This is a genomic window from Oceanicella sp., from assembly GCF_056449545.1.
Window position 1 is genome coordinate 1 of sequence record NZ_JBWOMN010000141.1, and the last position, 17,264, is coordinate 17,264.

Consider the following 17,264-nt stretch of genomic DNA (forward strand, 5'->3'; position numbering starts at 1 on the left):
CCGCCCGCGCCGCCGCCGCGGCGCTGGGCGACGCCGCCCATGATGACGAGTCAGGCGATGGCGCCGACCCCGGCAAGCCGCGGGGCCTGGCCGCGGCGCGCGAGGGCGGGGCCGACGATCTCAAGCAGATCAAGGGCGTCGGGCCGAAGATGGAGCAGCTCCTGAACTCCATGGGGTTCTACCATTTTGACCAGATCGCCGCCTGGACCGAGGCCGAGATCGCCTGGGTCGACGACAATCTGGAAGGGTTCAAGGGCCGCGTCACCCGCGACGAATGGGTGAGGCAGGCGCAGCAGCTGGCCGCGGGCGAGGTCACCGAATTCGCCGCGCGGGTCGCCAGGGGAGACGTGCCTTCAAGCCAATGACGTGAGTGCAATCAGCCGCCAGGGAGACCGCCATGAACGCCGCATCGCAAGGAATGTCCTGCTCGACAAAGGGGCTCGTCGCCTCGGCCGTGGGCGCTCTGATCGCTGGATGGATGTTCGGATCCGGATTTTTCGGCACGCTGATCGTCTATGTGGTGGCCTTCGCCGCCTTCGCCTTCGCCGCTTCGCGCATTTGCGCGGCGCGCGCCGCCACGGCGGCGGCGCAGGCCGCCCCGCCAGCGGCGCAGGCCGCCCCGTCAGCAGCGGCGCCGGCCCCCCCGCCAGAGGCGCCGGTCCTGGACGCGACGCCCGATTCGATGGTCGGGGTGATCGCCGCGACGGTCGAGACGGCCGCGGAAATGGCGCTGGAGGACGCGCGCGAGGATCCGATCGACGACGCGGAGCTTGCCGAAGTCCATGCGGCGGCGGCGCGACAGGCCGCGCGGCGGGCGGCGGCTTCGAAGGCGGCGGCGGCGCTGAATGACGCGGCCTGAGCGGCGCGGATGAAAGCAAGGGTCCGCTCCGGGCCGGCAATCAAACGGCCCGCCACGGGTCGGCGGAACGAGACATGGCCATGACGGCTGAAAAGGACGACGGGACCGGCGCGGGCGAGACGCGCAAGGCGCGGATCCGCCAGGCGAGCATCGTGATCGCGGTCACCATGCTGGCCTGGATGGGGCTGAGCTTTCTTGGCGGGCGGCTGGGTCTGCCGGTGCGCTATGCGTTTCTGGTCGACATGGCCAGCATGGCGGCGCTCGGCTGGGCGCTGTGGGTGATGATCAGGGTCCGGCGCGCCGATGCGCGCGCGGATCTCGGAGAAGGAAAGTAGGATGCTCGCGGATCAGGATCGCATCTTCACCAACATCTACGGGATGAAGGACCGCAGCCTTGCGGGGGCGCGGGCGCGCGGCCAGTGGGACGGCACCGCCGGGTTCATCAAGCAGGGCCGCGACTGGATCGTGCAGCAGATCAAGGACAGCGGCTTGCGCGGGCGCGGCGGCGCCGGCTTTCCGACCGGGCTGAAATGGTCCTTCATGCCCAGGGAAAGCGACGGGCGACCGGCTTATCTGGTGGTCAACGCCGACGAATCCGAACCCGGCACCTGCAAGGATCGCGAGATCATGCGCCACGATCCGCACACGCTGGTCGAGGGCTGCCTGATCGCCGGTTTCGCCATGGGGGCCAATGCCGGCTACATCTACATCCGCGGCGAATTCATCCGCGAGCGCGAGGCGCTGCAGATCGCCATCGACGAGGCCTATGACGCCGGGCTGCTGGGCAGGAACGCCGCCGGCTCGGGCTGGGATTTCGACCTGCATCTGGTGCATGGCGCCGGGGCCTATATCTGCGGCGAGGAAACCGCGCTGCTCGAAAGCCTCGAAGGGCGCAAGGGCATGCCGCGCCTGAAGCCGCCGTTTCCGGCCAACACCGGCTTGTATGGCTGCCCGACCACGGTCAACAACGTCGAATCCATCGCCGTCGCCCCCACCATCCTGCGCCGCGGCGCCGCCTGGTTCGCCGGTTTCGGGCGGCCCAACAACGCCGGCACCAAGCTGTTCGCGATCTCGGGGCATGTGAACAACCCCTGCGTGGTCGAGGAAAGCATGTCGATCCCGCTGCGCGACCTGCTTGAAACCCATTGCGGCGGGGTGCGCGGCGGCTGGGACAACCTGAAGGCGGTGATCCCGGGCGGATCCTCGGTGCGCTGCCTGCCGCACACGCTGTGCGGCGACGCGATCATGGATTTCGACTGGCTGCGCGAACAGCAGTCGGGGCTGGGCACCGCGGCGGTGATCGTCATGGATCAGTCGGTGGACATCATCAAGGCCATCGCCCGGCTGTCGAAATTCTACAAGCATGAAAGCTGCGGCCAGTGCACGCCATGCCGCGAGGGCACCGGCTGGATGATGCGGGTGATGGATCGGCTGGTCACCGGCGAGGCCGAGATCGAGGAGATCGACATGCTGCTGTCGGTCACCAGGCAGGTCGAGGGCCACACCATTTGCGCGCTCGGCGACGCGGCGGCCTGGCCGATTCAGGGGCTGGTGCAGCATTTCCGCGAGGAAATCGAAGACCGCATCAAGGCCAGAAAGACCGGGCGCGTCTCGGCGATTGCGGCGGAGTGAGTCCCATGACCGACCTTAAGAAGATCAACATCGACGGCAAGGAAATCGAGGTCGACGGCGCGCTGACCATCCTGCAGGCCTGCGAACAGGCTGGCGTGGAGATCCCGCGATTCTGCTATCACGAACGGCTCAGCATCGCCGGCAACTGCCGCATGTGCCTTGTGGAGGTGGTCGGCGGCCCGCCGAAACCCGCCGCCTCCTGCGCCATGCAGGTGCGCGACCTGCGCCCGGGGCCGGAGGGGCAGGCCCCGAAGGTGCTGACCAGATCGCCCATGGTGAAGAAGGCGCGCGAAGGGGTGATGGAATTCCTGCTCATCAACCACCCGCTCGACTGCCCGATCTGCGATCAGGGCGGCGAATGCGATCTTCAGGATCAGGCCATGGCCTACGGGGTCGATTTCTCGCGCTTTCGCGAACCCAAGCGCGCCGCCGCCGAGCTGGATCTGGGGCCGCTGGTGAAGACCTGCATGACCCGCTGCATTTCCTGCACCCGCTGCGTGCGCTTCATCACCGAGGTGGCGGGCGTGCCGGAGATGGGCCAGACCGGGCGCGGCGAGGATTCCGAGATCACCTCGTATCTCGCCCAGACCCTGACCTCGGAATTGCAGGGCAACATCATCGACCTGTGCCCGGTGGGGGCGCTGACCTCGAAACCCTATGCGTTTTCCGCCCGCCCGTGGGAATTGAAGAAGACCGAGACCATCGACGCCATGGATGCGCTCGGGGCCAGCATCCGCGTCGACGTGCGCGGGCGCGAGGTGATGCGCATCCTGCCGCGCAACCATGACGGGGTGAACGAGGAATGGCTGTCGGACCGCTCGCGCTTCATGTGGGACGGGCTGCGCCGACAGCGGCTGGACCAGCCCTATCTGCGCCGCGACGGCAAGCTGGCGCCGGCCTCCTGGGCCGAGGCCTTCGCCGCGATCGCCAGGGCCGCGAAGGGCGGGGTCGTCGCCGGGATCGCCGGGGATCTGGTCCCGACCGAGGCGATGTTCGCGCTCAAGCAACTGGTGGAAAGCCTTGACGGCAAGGTGGAATGTCGCGTCGACGGCGCCCGCCTGCCGATCGGCGACCGCGCCGGATACGCGGGCACGGCGTGCATCGCCGATATCGACGAGGCGACGCGCATCCTGATCATCGGCGCCGATCCGCGCCTGGAAATGCCGGTGCTGAACGCGCGCATCCGCAAGGCCTGGACCAATGGCGCGAAGGTGGCGCTGGTGGGCGAGCCGGCGGACCTCACCTATGACTACACGCATATGGGCGCGGGCGCCGACGCGCTGAAACCCATTGTCGAGATGGGCGGCGACGACGAGATCAGGGCGGCGAAAAGCCTGGTGATCGTCGGGCAGGGCGCCCTGACCCGCGAGGACGGCGCCGCGGTGCTGGCGGCCGCGCGGGCCATCGCCGCCAACACCGACAGCGGCCTGCTGATCCTGCACACCGCCGCGGCGCGGGTGGGCGGCATGGATGTGGGCTTTGTCGCCGAGGGCGGCATGGACGCGCTGGAAGGCGCCGACGTGGTGTTCAACCTCGGCGCCGACGAGATCGACATCGCCCGCGACGAAAGCGGCGGGCCCTTCGTGGTCTACCAGGGCAGCCACGGCGATCGCGGGGCGCACCGCGCCGACGTGATCCTGCCCGGCGCCGCCTTCACCGAGGAAAGCGGCATCTTCGTCAATACCGAGGGCCGCCCGCAGATGGCTTGCCGCGCCGGGTTCCCGCCCGGGCAGGCGAAGGAAAACTGGGCGATCCTGCGCGCCCTGTCGGCGGAGCTGGGCAAGACGCTGCCCCATGACAGCCTCGCGGCGCTGCGCCAGGCGATGATCGCCGCGCATCCGCATCTGGGCCGCATCGACCAGGTCCCCGCGAACGAGGCGCCCGAGGCCGCGGCGCCGGATCTGGACGCGCTGTCGGGCGCGGCTTTCGTCAGCCCGGTGCGCGACCACTATCTCAGCAACCCCATCGCCCGGGCCTCGGCCACGCTGGCCGAACTCAGCCGCGCCAAGCTGGCGCGCGACCTGCCGGTGGCGGCGCAATGACCGGGCCGGTTCGCCGCGGCGCCCGCGCCGCGCTGATCGCCGCGCTGAGCGCGATCGCCATCGCCGCGCCCGCGATCCCGGGCGCCCGCGCCCAGCAGAACGAGGCCGGCGCGCCCAGCGGGCTGGCCAAGCTGTTCGCGACGCCGCGCAAGTTTCTGCGCGCCCAGCTGACCCCCGGCGCCGGCGAATTGGTGAGCGTCGACCTCGACATGCTGTTCGAGGCCGAAGGGCTCAGCGCCTCGGAGATCGACAACCTGATCGCCATCGTGCCCTACGCCATCGCCCGCTGCATCGCCGCGGATTACGCGGTGAAGCACGACGCCGCGCGCATCGCGCTCAGCCTTGGCGAAAACACCGCCAAGCTGGGCCGGGTGGACGGCGAAAAGGCCGTCGCCTCGATCAGCCGCCACGGGTTCCGGGTCACCAACGAACTGACCGCCGACGGCGAGTCGGTGTTCGACGCCGACCGGATGCAGCAGGATTGCGCGGCCAACGATTCGATCCCCGGCTACGACGTCATCGAGAGGACGCAGTGATGGAAGAGACTTTCTGGAGCGCCTACGCCTGGCCGGGCATCGTGATCTTCGCCCAGTGCCTGCTGGTGCTGGTGGCGCTGCTGGTGGCGCTGGCGTTCCTGCTTTACATGGACCGCAAGGTCTGGGCGGCGGTGCAGATGCGCAAGGGCCCGAGCATGGTCGGCCCCTTCGGCCTGCTGCAATCCTTCGCGGATTTCCTGAAATTCATCGTCAAGGAGGTGGTGATTCCCGCCGGCGTCGACAAGGCGGTGTTCTTCCTGGCGCCGATCATGAGCTTCACGCTCGCCGCCATCGCCTGGGTGGTGGTGCCGTTTTCCGACGGCTGGGTGATCTCGGACCTGAATGTCGGGATTCTCTACATCTTCGCGGTGTCCTCGCTGGAGGTCTACGGCGTGATCATGGGCGGCTGGGCGTCGAATTCGAAATACGCGTTCCTCGGGGGGCTGCGCTCGGCGGCGCAGATGGTGTCCTACGAGGTGTCGATCGGCTTCATCATCATCGGCGTTCTGATCACCACCGGGTCGCTCAATCTCAGCGACATCGTGCGCGCGCAGGACGGGTCCTACGGGCTGCTCAGCTGGTACTGGCTGCCGCATTTCCCGATGCTGATCCTGTTCTTCATCTCGGCGCTGGCCGAAACCAACCGCCCGCCCTTCGACCTGCCCGAGGCGGAATCCGAACTGGTGGCCGGGTATCAGGTGGAATACTCCTCGACCCCGTATCTGCTGTTCATGATCGGCGAATACCTCGCCATCGTGCTGATGTGCGCGCTGGTCACCATCCTGTTTTTCGGCGGCTGGCTGTCGCCGGTCCCGGGGCTGCCCGACGGGGTGTTCTGGTTCGTCGCCAAGGCGGTGTTCGTCTTTTTCATCTTCGCCATGGTGAAAGCCATCGTGCCGCGTTTTCGCTATGACCAGCTGATGCGGCTGGGCTGGAAAGTGTTCCTGCCGTTGTCGCTGGGCTGGGTTGTGCTGGTCGCCGGCTTCGCGCAATACGGCGTCCCCGGCTACGCCCGCTGGTAAGGAGAGACCGAAATGGCTATCACCGTCGCCGGCTTCGCGCGCTACTTCGTGTTGATGGATTTCATCAAGGGCTTCGGGCTGGGGATGAAATATTTCCTGAAACCCAAGGCCACGCTGAACTACCCCCATGAAAAGGGTCCGCTGTCGCCCCGGTTCCGGGGCGAACACGCGCTGCGCCGCTATCCCAACGGCGAGGAGCGCTGCATCGCCTGCAAGCTGTGCGAGGCGATCTGCCCGGCGCAGGCGATCACCATCGAGGCGGAGCCGCGCGAAGACGGATCGCGCCGCACCACGCGCTACGACATCGACATGACCAAATGCATTTTCTGCGGGTTCTGTCAGGAGGCCTGCCCGGTGGACGCCATCGTCGAGGGGCCGAATTTCGAATACGCCACCGAGACCCGCGAGGAGCTGTTCTACAACAAGGACAAGCTGCTTGAGAACGGCGCGCGCTGGGAGGCCGAGATCGCCCGCAACCTGGAACTGGACGCGCCGTACCGATGACCTGCCCCCGGCGCGGATCCTGATCCGCCCGGGGCGTCCAAACGCAAGCCGGCCCGCGATCGCGTGGCGCGGAAACCTGAAAAAAGGCAAGCCGGAAAACCCGGCGAGGGAACGAGAGACAGCCATGGCAGTTGCGATCCTGACATTCTATCTGTTCGCCTTCACGGCGATCGCCGCGGGCGTCTTCGTGGTGTTCGCGCGCAATCCGGTGCATTCGGTGCTCTGGCTGATCCTGGCGTTCTTCTCCTCGGCGGGGCTGTTCGTGCTCATGGGGGCGGAATTCGTCGCCATGCTCATGGTCATCGTCTATGTGGGCGCGGTGGCGGTGCTGTTCCTGTTCGTGGTGATGATGCTGGACGTGGATTTTTCCGAACTGAAGGACGGGCTGGCGGATTACCTGCCGGTGGGGCTGCTGGTCGGGGTGGTGCTGCTGGTGCAGCTGGGGCTGCTGTTCGGTCACTGGATCATCGCCGAGGAGGCCCCGGCCATGCGCGCCGCGGTCACCCCGATCCCCAGCGACATCCACAACACCCAGGCGCTGGGGCGGCTGATCTACACGGAATACGCCTTCCTGTTCCAGATCGCCGGGCTGGTGCTGTTCGTGGCGATGATCGGCGCCATCGTGCTGACCATGCGCCACAAGCCCAAGGCCAAGCGCCAGAACATCCTCGAACAGATCCACCGGGATCCCGCCGAGGCGGTGACGCTGCACGACGTCAAGCCGGGCCAGGGCATTTAGGGAGCGATGACATGAGCGCTGAAACGGGCATCGGCCTTGAACATTACCTGACGGTGGCGGCGATCCTGTTCGTCATCGGCATCTTCGGCATCTTCCTGAACCGCAAGAACGTCATCGTCATCCTGATGTCGATCGAGCTGATGCTGCTGGCGGTGAACATCAACTTCGTCGCGTTCTCGACCTATCTGGGCGACATGGCGGGGCAGGTGTTCACGCTGTTCGTGCTGACCGTGGCCGCCGCCGAGGCCGCCATCGGGCTGGCCATTCTGGTGTGTTTCTTCCGCAACCGCGGCGCCATCGCGGTGGACGACGTCAACGTGATGAAGGGCTGAGCGCATGACCACGTTCATTCTGCTTGCGCCGCTGCTGGGCGCGCTGATCGCCGGCTTCGGCCATCGCGCCCTTGGCGAGCGCATGGTGATGCTGTCCACCACCGGCATCCTGCTGTTCACCGCGCTGCTGTCCTGGATCGTGTTCTTCACCGGCGAGGGCGTGGAGATCACGCCGCTGTTCCGCTTCATCGACAGCGGCAGCCTCAGCGCCGACTGGTCGGTGCGCGTCGACGGGCTCACAAGGGTGATGCTGGTGGTGGTGACCACGGTGTCCTCGCTCGTGCATCTCTATTCCATCGGCTACATGGAGGAGGATGACGGCAAGCCGCGCTTCTTCGCCTACCTGTCCTTCTTCACCTTCGCCATGCTGGCGCTGGTCACGGCCGACAACCTGCTGCAGATGTTCTTCGGCTGGGAGGGCGTGGGCGTCGCCTCGTATCTGCTGATCGGCTTCTGGTTCAAGAAACCCTCCGCCAACGCCGCGGCGATCAAGGCCTTCGTGGTCAACCGGGTCGGGGATTTCGGGTTCCTGCTGGGCATCGTCGGGCTGTTCTACCTGACCGACAGCATCAGCTTCGACGTGATCTTCGACAAGGCGCCGGAGCTGGCGGAAACCCAGCTGCGCTTCCTCTGGACCGACTGGAACGCGGCCGAGGTGGTGGGGCTGCTGCTGTTCATCGGGGCCATGGGCAAGTCGGCGCAGCTGTTCCTGCACACCTGGCTGCCCGACGCGATGGAGGGCCCGACCCCGGTCTCGGCGCTGATCCACGCCGCCACCATGGTCACCGCCGGCGTGTTCCTGGTCTGCCGCATGTCGCCGCTCTACGAAGTGGCGCCGTCGGCGTCGCTGTTCATCACGGTGATCGGCGCCTCGACCGCGTTCTTCGCCGCCACCGTGGGGCTGGTGCAGAACGACATCAAGCGGGTGATCGCCTATTCCACCTGTTCGCAGCTGGGCTACATGTTCGCCGCCGCCGGGGTGGGGTTCTATCAGGCGGCGATGTTCCATCTGTTCACCCACGCCTTCTTCAAGGCGCTGCTGTTCCTCGGGGCCGGCGCGGTGATCCACGCCATGCATCACGAACAGGACATGCGCCAATACGGCGGCCTGCGCAAAAAGATCCCGCTGACCTTCGCCATGATGGTGCTGGGCACGCTGGCCATCACCGGCGTCGGCATCCCGTTCTCGGGCGACCTGCTGGGCGTGCCCTTCGGCTTCGCCGGCTTCGTGTCCAAGGACGCGATCATCGAGGGCGCCTACGCCGGAGGGTCGACCTACGCCTTCTGGCTGCTGGTGATCGCGGCGCTGATGACCTCGTTCTATTCCTGGCGGCTGATCTTCATGACCTTCTACGGCAAGCCGCGGGACCGCAAGGCCCATGAGCACGCCCATGAAAGCCCCAACACGATGATGATCCCGCTCTATGTGCTGGGCGCGGGCGCGGCGCTGGCGGGGATGCTGTGGTATGGCAGCTTCGTGGGCCACGGGGCCGAGGAATTCTTCGGCGAATCCATCGCCATGGGCGCGGGCAACGAGGTGCTGCACGACTATCACGGCGTGCCCGCCTGGGTGAAGATCGCGCCCTTCGTCGCCATGGCGCTGGGGCTGGGCGCGGCATGGTGGTTCTACATCGCCAACCCGGCGCTGCCGCGCCAGCTGGCCGAACGCCATCACGGGCTGTACCAGTTCCTGCTCAACAAGTGGTATTTCGACGAACTCTACGACCTCGTCTTCGTGCGCACCGCCAAGTGGATCGGCCGGACGCTGTGGAAAACGGGCGACGGGACCATCGTCGACGGGACCATCGACGGGGTGGCCATGGGGCTGATCCCCCGGCTCACGCGCTTCGCGGGCCGGTTGCAGTCGGGCTATCTCTACCATTACGCATTCGTCATGCTGATCGGGGTGTCCGTGCTCGTCACCTGGATCTCGATCGCCGGGTCCGCCACCGGAGGGGCGCACTGATGGAAAACATCCTCTCCCTCATCACTTTCCTGCCGATGATCGGCGCGCTGGCGCTGATGCTGGTGCTGCGCGGCGACGACAAGGCGGCCCGGCTCAACGCCAAGATCGTGGCGCTGCTGACCACCACCGCCACCTTCGCGCTCAGCCTGGTGATCCTCACCGGCTTCGACCCCGCCGACACCGGGTTCCAGTTCGTCGAGGAGGGCCAGTGGCTGCCGGGCGTGAGCTACAAGATGGGCGTCGACGGAATCTCGATCCTGTTCGTCATGCTCACCACCTTCCTGATGCCCATCGTCATCGGCGCAAGCTGGCATGTGGAACACCGGGTCAAGGAATACATGGCCGCCTTCCTGGTGCTGGAAACCCTGATGATCGGCGTGTTCTGTGCGCTCGACATCGTGCTGTTCTACGTGTTCTTCGAGGCCGGCCTGATCCCCATGTTCCTGATCATCGGCATCTGGGGCGGCAAGGAACGGGTCTACGCGGCCTTCAAGTTCTTCCTCTACACGCTGCTCGGTTCGGTGCTGATGCTGATCGCGCTGATCGCCATGTACTGGGACGCGGGCACCACCGACATCGCCAAGCTGCTGACCCATGAATTCTCCTATGCCAGCATCGACGTGCTGGGCTGGCAGATCGCGGGCGGCTTCCAGACCCTGCTCTGGCTCGGCTTCTTCGCCAGCTTCGCGGTGAAGATGCCCATGTGGCCGGTGCACACCTGGCTGCCCGACGCCCATGTGCAGGCGCCCACCGCCGGGTCGGTGGTGCTGGCGGCGATCCTGCTGAAGATGGGCGGCTACGGCTTCCTGCGCTTTTCGCTGCCCATGTTCCCGGTGGCCTCGGATCTGATGGCGAATTTCGTCTTCACCCTGTCGGTGATCGCCATCGTCTACACCTCGCTTGTGGCGCTGGTGCAGGAGGACATGAAGAAGCTGATCGCCTATTCCTCGGTCGCCCATATGGGCTTCGTCACCATGGGCATCTTCGCGGCCAACAAGCAGGGCGTCGACGGCGCGGTGTTCCAGATGCTGAGCCACGGCTTCATCTCCGGCGCGCTGTTCCTGATCGTGGGGGTGATCTACGACCGCATGCACACCCGCGACATAGCCGCCTATGGCGGGCTGGCGGTCCGCATGCCGGTCTACGCGCTGGTGTTCATGCTGTTCACCATGGGCAATGTGGGCCTGCCGGGCACGTCGGGCTTCGTGGGCGAATTCCTGACCATCGCCGGCGCCTTCCAGGCCAACACCTGGGTGGCCTTCATCGCCAGCACCGGGGTGATCCTCAGCGCCGCCTACGCGCTGTGGCTGTATCGCCGGGTGGCGTTCGGCGACCTGATCAAGCAGAGCCTGAGCTCCATCGCCGACATGGACCGCCGGGAAAAACTGATGTTCGCGCCGCTGATCGCGATGATGCTGCTGCTCGGGGTGTATCCGAGTCTGGCGACCGACCTGTTCGGGCCGTCCGTCACCGCGTTGCTCACCGACATGCAGACCGCGCTCGCGCAAGCCGACGTCGACGGCGTCCGCCTCGCGATGCAGCACTGACGAGAGAGAGACAAGACCATGTTGAGCGCCGATCTTTCCGTCATTCTGCCCGAGGTCATTCTCGCCGTCTTCGCCATGGCGTCGCTGATGCTCTGCGTCTACGGGGGGCAGGATCGCTGGGCCTCCATGCTGACCTGGGCCACGGCGCTGGCGTTTGCGTTGCTGGGCCTGTTCATCGGCTTTCGCGAGGGCGCGCACGAAGCCTTCAACGGCGCCTTCGTCTCCGACGGCTTCGCGCGCTACGCCAAGGTGACGCTGCTGTTCTCGGCCGCCGCCATCCTGGTCCTGTCCGAGGATTACCTGCGCCGCCACAAGCTGATGAAATTCGAATACCCGGTGCTGATCGCGCTGGCCGTGGTGGGCATGATGATCATGGTCTCGGCCGGGGATCTGATGTCGCTCTACATGGGGTTGGAACTGCAGTCGCTGGCGCTCTACGTGGTCGCCGCCTTCCGCCGCGACAGCCTGAAATCCACCGAGGCGGGGCTGAAATACTTCGTTCTGGGCGCGCTCAGTTCGGGGATGCTGCTGTATGGCGCCTCGCTGATCTACGGCTACACCGGGGCGACGCGGTTCGAATCCATCTCCACGGTGATCGGCGCCGAGGGCGTGTCCCTCGGCCTGCTGTTCGGGCTGGTGTTCCTGTGCGCGGGGCTGGCGTTCAAGATCTCCGCCGCGCCGTTCCACATGTGGACGCCGGATGTCTACGAGGGCTCGCCGACCCCGGTCACCGCCTTTTTCGCCACCGCGCCCAAGGTGGCGGCGGCGGCGATGTTCGCGCGGGTGCTGTATGACGGCTTCGGCCACAATGTCAGCGACTGGCAGCAGATCCTGACCTTCCTGGCGCTGGCCTCGATGTTCCTCGGGTCGATCGCCGCCATCGGCCAGACCAACCTGAAGCGGCTGATGGCCTATTCCTCGATCGCCCATATGGGCTTCGCGCTGGTGGGGCTTGCGGCGGGCACCGAACAGGGGGCCTCGTCGCTGCTGATCTACCTCGCCATCTACGTGACCATGAATATCGGCGTCTTCGCCTTCATCCTGTGCATGGAGCGCGACGGCGCCGCGGTCACCCAGATCTCCGACCTCACGGGGCTGTCGCGCAGCCAGCCGGGCATGGCGCTGGCGCTGGCGGCGCTGTTTCTCAGCCTTGCCGGGATCCCGCCGCTGGTGGGATTCTTCGGCAAGTATTTCGTGTTCATGGCGGCGGTCGAGGCCGGGCTGACGCCGCTGGCGCTGGCCGGCGCGGTGGCCTCGGTGATCGGCGCCTACTACTATCTGCGCATCGTCAAGCTGATGTATTTCGACGACCCGGACGCGGTGCTGACCGGGGCCATGCCCATGGCCCATGTGGCGGCGCTGAGCGTCTCGGCGCTGATCATGGGGCTGGGCTGGCTGCCCTTCGTCAACGGCTTCGGCGTGCCGGCGATCGCCATGGAGGCGGCGGCGACGCTGTTCCAGTAGCGGATGGCTGGGACCGGGGCAGGGTTGGCGCGCCCGGGGCCGGCGTTGGCGGATCCGGGGCCGGCGCGCCGGGCGGGTCTTGCCCAGGCGGATCGCCTGATCCTCGAGCAGATCGACAGCACCAACGAGGAGGCGCGCCGCGCCGCCCGCGCCGGCGCGCCCGGCCCGTTGTGGATCATGGCGCGGCGCCAGACCGGCGGGCGCGGGCGGCGCGGGCGCGTCTGGCGGGCGCCGCCGGGCAATCTCAACGCCACGCTGCTGATGCGCCCCGCCGCGCCCCCGGCGCTGGCGGCGCTTTACGGGTTTGTCGCCGCGCTGGCGGTCGCCGATCTGCTGGAAACCTGCGCCCCGGGCGCCGGCGTGGCGCTGAAATGGCCCAATGACGCGCTGCTGAACGGCGGCAAGGTCGCCGGCATCCTGCTGGAAAGCGAGGGCGCGGGGGCGCGGCTGAACTGGCTGGCGGTGGGGATCGGCGTCAACCTTGCCGCCCACCCGGACCTGCCGGTCGGCGAAACGGGCGCGCATCCGCCCGCCAGCCTCGCCGCGGTCTGCGCGCCGCCCGACCCCGAAACCGCGCTCGACATCCTCGCCGCCGCCTTCGCGCGCCATGCGGCGGCGCTGGAACGCGAGGGCTTCGCGCCGATCCGCACGGCCTGGCTCGCCCGCGCCGCGCGGCTTGGCCAGCCGATCGAGGCCCGGTTGCCCCATGAAACCGTCAGCGGGATTTTCAGGGACATCGACGCCGGCGGCGCGCTGGTTCTGGCGACGCCGGAGGGCGAACGGCGCTTCGCCGCCGCCGAGGTGCATTTCCCCCCGCCGCCCCCCCGCCCCCCCGCATGAAAGGCGCGACCCGATGCTGCTGACCATCGACATGGGCAACACCAACTGCGTGTTCGCGGTGCATGACGGCGAACGCTTCCTCGCCGACTGGCGCTGCGCCACCGATACCCGACGCACCGGCGACGAATACTTCGTCTGGCTGCACCAGCTGATGAACCTCGCCGAGATCGCGCCGCGCGACATCGACGCGGTGGTGCTGTCCTCGACGGCGCCGCGCGCCGTGTTCAATCTGCGGGTGCTGTGCGACAAGTATTTTCACGCCCGCCCGCTGGTGGTTGGGGCGCCGGGCTGCAAGCTGGGCCCCGCGCCCCGCGTCGACCCCCAGACCCGGGTCGGCGCCGACCGGCTGGTCAACGCGCTGTCGGCCTATCGCAGCTATGGCGGCAATCTCATCGTGGTGGATTTCGGCACCGCCACCACCTTCGACGTGGTCGGCCATGACGGCGCCTATGAAGGCGGGGTGATCGCGCCGGGCGTCAACCTGTCGCTGAAGGCCCTGCAGGACGCCGCCGCGGCGTTGCCCGAGGTGGATGTCGCCCGCCCCGACAAGGTGATCGGCGTGAATACGGTGGCCTGCATGCAGTCAGGCATATACTGGGGGTATGTGAGCATGGTCGAAGGGCTGTGCCGCCGAATCATGCTTGAACATCACGACGACATGAAAGTGATCGCCACCGGCGGACTTTCACCGCTTTTCGCGCGCGGCGCGGAAATCATTGACGCCGTGGATCGTGACCTGACCCTGCGGGGGCTGGTCGCGGTGCACGAACTGAACCGATAGGAAGGCCTCAAATGGCTCAGGACGACGATCTGGTTTTCGTGGCGCTTGGCGGCGCCGGCGAGATCGGCATGAACATGTATCTCTATGGCTGCGGGCGCGGCGCCAGGCGGCGCTGGATCATGGTGGATTGCGGCGTCAGCTTCGGCGATATGGACTCCAGCCCCGGCATCGACATCATCATGGCCGATCCCGGTTTCATCGTCGAACGGGCCGACAAGCTCGACGCCATCTTCGTCACCCACGCGCACGAGGATCACATCGGCGCGCTGGGCCGCCTGTGGCCGCGGTTGCGCGCGCCGATCTACGCCCAGCCCTTCACCGCCGCGCATGTGAAGCGCAAGATGGAGGAGGCGGGCCAGAAACCCTCCGTCGTCAAGACGATCACCGGCGGCGCGGTCAAGGCCGGGCCGTTCACCGTGCGCTTCCAGCCGGTCACCCATTCGATCCCCGAGGCCGCGGCGCTGGTCATCGACACGCCCCATGGGCGCATCGTGCACACCGGCGATTTCAAGATCGACAACGCCCCGCAGATGGGCGAGCCCTTCGACCATGCGGCGTTCCGCAAGCTCGGTGACGAGGGCGTGCACGCGCTGATCTGCGATTCAACCAACGTGTTCCTGCCCGGCCATGGCGGCTCCGAGGCCGATGTGCTGAACCCGCTCGCCGAACTGATCCGCGAGGCCAAGGGCGCCGTCGCCGCCACCACCTTCGCCTCAAACGTGCCGCGCGTGCGCAGCCTGGCGCTGCAGGCGCGTCAGGGCGGGCGTTCCATCGTGCTGGTGGGGCGCGCCATGCGGCGCATGATCGAGGTCTCGATGGAGACCGGGCTGCTGACGGATTTCCCCGAGACCATCTCCGAGGAGGAGGCCGCGAGCGTGCCCTCGGATCACCTGTTCTACATCGTCACCGGATCGCAGGGCGAGGGCCGCGCGGCGCTGGCGCGGATCGCCAGCGGCGCCCACCCATCGGTGTCGCTTGGCGACGGCGACACGGTGATCTTTTCCTCAAAGACCATTCCGGGCAATGAATCCGGGGTGTTCCGGCTTTACAACCTGCTGTCCGAACGCGGCGTCAAGGTGATCGACGAAAGCGTCGGGCGCATCCATGTCTCGGGCCATGCGCGGCGCGAGGATCTGCGGGTGATGTATGACGCCCTGCGCCCGCGCATCGCCGTGCCCATGCATGGCGAGCACCGGCACCTGACCGAACACGCGGCTTTCGCCGAAAGCCTCGGCGTGCCCTCGATCGCCGCGCCCAACGGCACGGTGACGGCGATCGGCGGCGATCGCCCCCGGATCGTCGGTTCCGCTGACACCGGGATGCTGTATCTCGACGGCTCGACGCTGGTCGGGGCGTTTGACGGGGTGATCCGCGCCCGCCTGAAGCTGGCGCGACAAGGCCATGTGGCGGTGAGCGTGGTGGTGGATGACAGCGGCGAGCTGCTCGCCGATCCGGAAATCCGCATCACCGGCGGCCCCGAGACCGGCGAAGGCTACCCGGCGCCGCTGGAGCAGCTGATCTACGACGCAGTGGACGCGGAAATCGAGAAGGCCCCGCGAAAACAGCGCTCCGACAAGCAGCTGGAGGATCTGGCCGCGCGCGCCGTGCGCCGGGTCTGCGGTCGATTCTGGGGCAAGAAGCCGGTTGTGAGCATCCTGCTGTCGCGGCTCGAGGATTGAGCCGCGCCGCCCCCGCCGGCCGCGTCCCGGACCCGATCCGGGACCGGCTTGCGGGGGCGGCGGCGGCCGGTTGGGGCGCGGGTCAGCGCAGCCAGGTTTCGATCGCCGCCTTGTCGGGCACCGAGCCCACATGCACCACCGCGCCGTCGATGACCACGCCCGGCGTCGACATCACCCCGGCGGCCATGATCAGGCCCATGTCGGTGACTTTCTCGATCTTGACGTCGGCGCCCAGCTGACCGGCGACCTCGGCGATCAAGTCCGCCGTGGTCGCGCATTTCCTGCAGCCCGATCCGAGCACCTGAACGGTTTTCATTGTCTTCTCCTCTTGATGACGCGCGCCCCTCAGGCCAGCGCGTTGAACAGATAGCCGATGCTGACGAAGGCCAGCGCCAGATACCCCGCGAACAGCGCCAGCATCTGCGGGCGCAGCACCTTGCGCAGGATCATCATCTCCGGCAGGGAAATCGCCGCCACCGACATCATCAGCGCCAGCACCGTGCCGATGGGCACGGATTTGGCCAGCAGCGCCTCGGCCACCGGGATCACCCCGGTGGCGTTGGAATACAGCGGAATGCCGACGAACACCGCGACGATGGGGGCGAACGCGTTGTCCCGCCCGGCGTATTCGGTGAAAAAGCTCTGCGGGACGAACCCGTGCAGCGCCGCCCCGGCGCCGACGCCGATCAGCACGTAAAGCCAGACCCGCCCGACGATCTCGCGCACCTGCGCCCAGGCGAACCGGATGCGCCCGCGCAAGCTGTCGTCGATCTCCGGCAGCGCGATCTTGCCCATGCGGATTTTCCAGACGTAATCCTCGACATATCGCTCCAGCCGCGCCTTGTCGGTCAGCCAGCCGCCCAGCACGCCCACCGCCATGCCGGCGATCACGTAGATCGCCGCCAGTTTCCAGCCGACGATCCCGGCCAGGATCACCACCGCCACCTCGTTGATCATCGGCGAGGCGGTCAGGAACGCCATGGTGACGCCGAGCGGGATCCCCGCCTCGAGAAACCCGATGAACAGCGGCACCGAGGAGCACGAGCAGAACGGCGTCACCGCCCCGAGCCCCACGGCCATGACATAGGCGACGCCGCGCGGCTTGCCCTCGATATAGCCGCGCACCCGTTCGGGTTGCAGCATGGAGCGGAAAAAGCCGATGACGAAGATGATCGCCGCCAGCAGGAAGAAGATCTTCGTCACGTCCTCGACGAAAAAATGCACCGCGTCCGCCAGCTTGGTCGCCGGGTCCAGCCCGAGCAGGCGATAGGCGGTCCAGTCCGCCAGAATGGTGAAGATTTCGAACATCTCGGGGCCTCTA

Annotated in this window: 17 protein-coding genes and 1 pseudogene; 16 read left to right on the forward strand and 2 right to left on the reverse strand. The window is 67.2% G+C overall.

The annotated features are described in order from the left end of the window. The 16 genes and pseudogenes from AC1HC7_RS17785 to AC1HC7_RS17860 form a co-directional block, all read left to right on the forward strand. A pseudogene (locus AC1HC7_RS17785) lies at positions 1-365 on the forward strand (fused NADH-quinone oxidoreductase subunit E/endonuclease); the annotation flags it as partial. Between the two features lie 32 nt (positions 366-397). Next, the gene (locus tag AC1HC7_RS17790; protein WP_479497681.1) at positions 398-859 is read left to right on the forward strand and encodes a hypothetical protein; all 462 of its coding nucleotides are present in this window, start codon (positions 398-400) and stop codon (positions 857-859) included. An 80-nt stretch (positions 860-939) separates the two neighbouring features. Then, the gene (locus AC1HC7_RS17795; RefSeq protein ID WP_479497680.1) at positions 940-1,194 is read left to right on the forward strand and encodes a DUF5337 domain-containing protein; all 255 of its coding nucleotides are present in this window, start codon (positions 940-942) and stop codon (positions 1,192-1,194) included. 1 nt (position 1,195) lies between these two features. Further along, a complete protein-coding gene (gene nuoF, locus AC1HC7_RS17800) occupies positions 1,196-2,491 on the forward strand; it encodes an NADH-quinone oxidoreductase subunit NuoF (protein ID WP_479497679.1) in 1,296 nt (431 codons plus the stop codon). A gap of 5 nt (positions 2,492-2,496) precedes the next feature. Further along, positions 2,497-4,533 carry an NADH-quinone oxidoreductase subunit NuoG gene (gene nuoG, locus AC1HC7_RS17805; protein ID WP_479497678.1) on the forward strand — a complete coding sequence of 679 codons (2,037 nt, stop codon included), beginning with the start codon at positions 2,497-2,499 and terminating at the stop codon, positions 4,531-4,533. Further along, positions 4,530-5,069 (forward strand): hypothetical protein, encoded by a 540-nt coding sequence (locus AC1HC7_RS17810; RefSeq protein ID WP_479497677.1) that lies wholly within the window; start codon positions 4,530-4,532, stop codon positions 5,067-5,069. The genes nuoG and AC1HC7_RS17810 overlap by 4 nt, the downstream gene beginning before the upstream one ends. Next, positions 5,069-6,091 (forward strand): NADH-quinone oxidoreductase subunit NuoH, encoded by a 1,023-nt coding sequence (nuoH, locus tag AC1HC7_RS17815; protein ID WP_479497676.1) that lies wholly within the window; start codon positions 5,069-5,071, stop codon positions 6,089-6,091. Before AC1HC7_RS17810 ends, nuoH begins: the two co-directional genes overlap by 1 nt. A gap of 12 nt (positions 6,092-6,103) precedes the next feature. Further along, complete coding sequence (nuoI, locus tag AC1HC7_RS17820; RefSeq protein WP_479497675.1) at positions 6,104-6,595, forward strand: NADH-quinone oxidoreductase subunit NuoI; 492 nt, start codon at positions 6,104-6,106, stop codon at positions 6,593-6,595. 124 nt (positions 6,596-6,719) lie between these two features. Further along, positions 6,720-7,334, forward strand: a complete 615-nt coding sequence (locus AC1HC7_RS17825) for an NADH-quinone oxidoreductase subunit J (protein ID WP_479497674.1) — start codon at positions 6,720-6,722, stop codon at positions 7,332-7,334. Positions 7,335-7,345: 11 nt separating this feature from the next. Then, positions 7,346-7,666 (forward strand): NADH-quinone oxidoreductase subunit NuoK, encoded by a 321-nt coding sequence (gene nuoK, locus AC1HC7_RS17830; RefSeq protein ID WP_479497673.1) that lies wholly within the window; start codon positions 7,346-7,348, stop codon positions 7,664-7,666. A 4-nt stretch (positions 7,667-7,670) separates the two neighbouring features. Then, complete coding sequence (nuoL, locus tag AC1HC7_RS17835; protein ID WP_479497672.1) at positions 7,671-9,632, forward strand: NADH-quinone oxidoreductase subunit L; 1,962 nt, start codon at positions 7,671-7,673, stop codon at positions 9,630-9,632. Beyond that, positions 9,632-11,179 carry an NADH-quinone oxidoreductase subunit M gene (locus AC1HC7_RS17840; protein ID WP_479497671.1) on the forward strand — a complete coding sequence of 516 codons (1,548 nt, stop codon included), beginning with the start codon at positions 9,632-9,634 and terminating at the stop codon, positions 11,177-11,179. Before nuoL ends, AC1HC7_RS17840 begins: the two co-directional genes overlap by 1 nt. Positions 11,180-11,197: 18 nt before the next feature. Continuing rightward, entirely contained in the window at positions 11,198-12,643 is a 1,446-nt protein-coding gene (gene nuoN, locus AC1HC7_RS17845) for an NADH-quinone oxidoreductase subunit NuoN (RefSeq protein ID WP_479497670.1), read from the forward strand. A 45-nt stretch (positions 12,644-12,688) separates the two neighbouring features. After that, positions 12,689-13,483: a biotin--[acetyl-CoA-carboxylase] ligase gene (locus AC1HC7_RS17850; protein ID WP_479497669.1), complete on the forward strand. Its 795-nt coding sequence runs from the start codon at positions 12,689-12,691 to the stop codon at positions 13,481-13,483. A gap of 13 nt (positions 13,484-13,496) precedes the next feature. Then, the gene (locus AC1HC7_RS17855) at positions 13,497-14,264 is read left to right on the forward strand and encodes a type III pantothenate kinase (RefSeq protein ID WP_479497668.1); all 768 of its coding nucleotides are present in this window, start codon (positions 13,497-13,499) and stop codon (positions 14,262-14,264) included. Between the two features lie 11 nt (positions 14,265-14,275). Further along, positions 14,276-15,943, forward strand: a complete 1,668-nt coding sequence (locus AC1HC7_RS17860; RefSeq protein WP_479497667.1) for a ribonuclease J — start codon at positions 14,276-14,278, stop codon at positions 15,941-15,943. Between the two features lie 82 nt (positions 15,944-16,025). On the opposite strand, the gene AC1HC7_RS17865 is transcribed toward AC1HC7_RS17860, so the two are convergent. Together AC1HC7_RS17865 and AC1HC7_RS17870 are read right to left on the reverse strand one after the other, a co-directional pair. Next, positions 16,026-16,259 (reverse strand): thioredoxin family protein, encoded by a 234-nt coding sequence (locus tag AC1HC7_RS17865; protein WP_479497666.1) that lies wholly within the window; start codon positions 16,257-16,259, stop codon positions 16,026-16,028. Positions 16,260-16,288: 29 nt separating this feature from the next. Further along, positions 16,289-17,251 (reverse strand): permease, encoded by a 963-nt coding sequence (locus AC1HC7_RS17870; protein ID WP_479497665.1) that lies wholly within the window; start codon positions 17,249-17,251, stop codon positions 16,289-16,291. Positions 17,252-17,264: the final 13 nt, after the last annotated feature.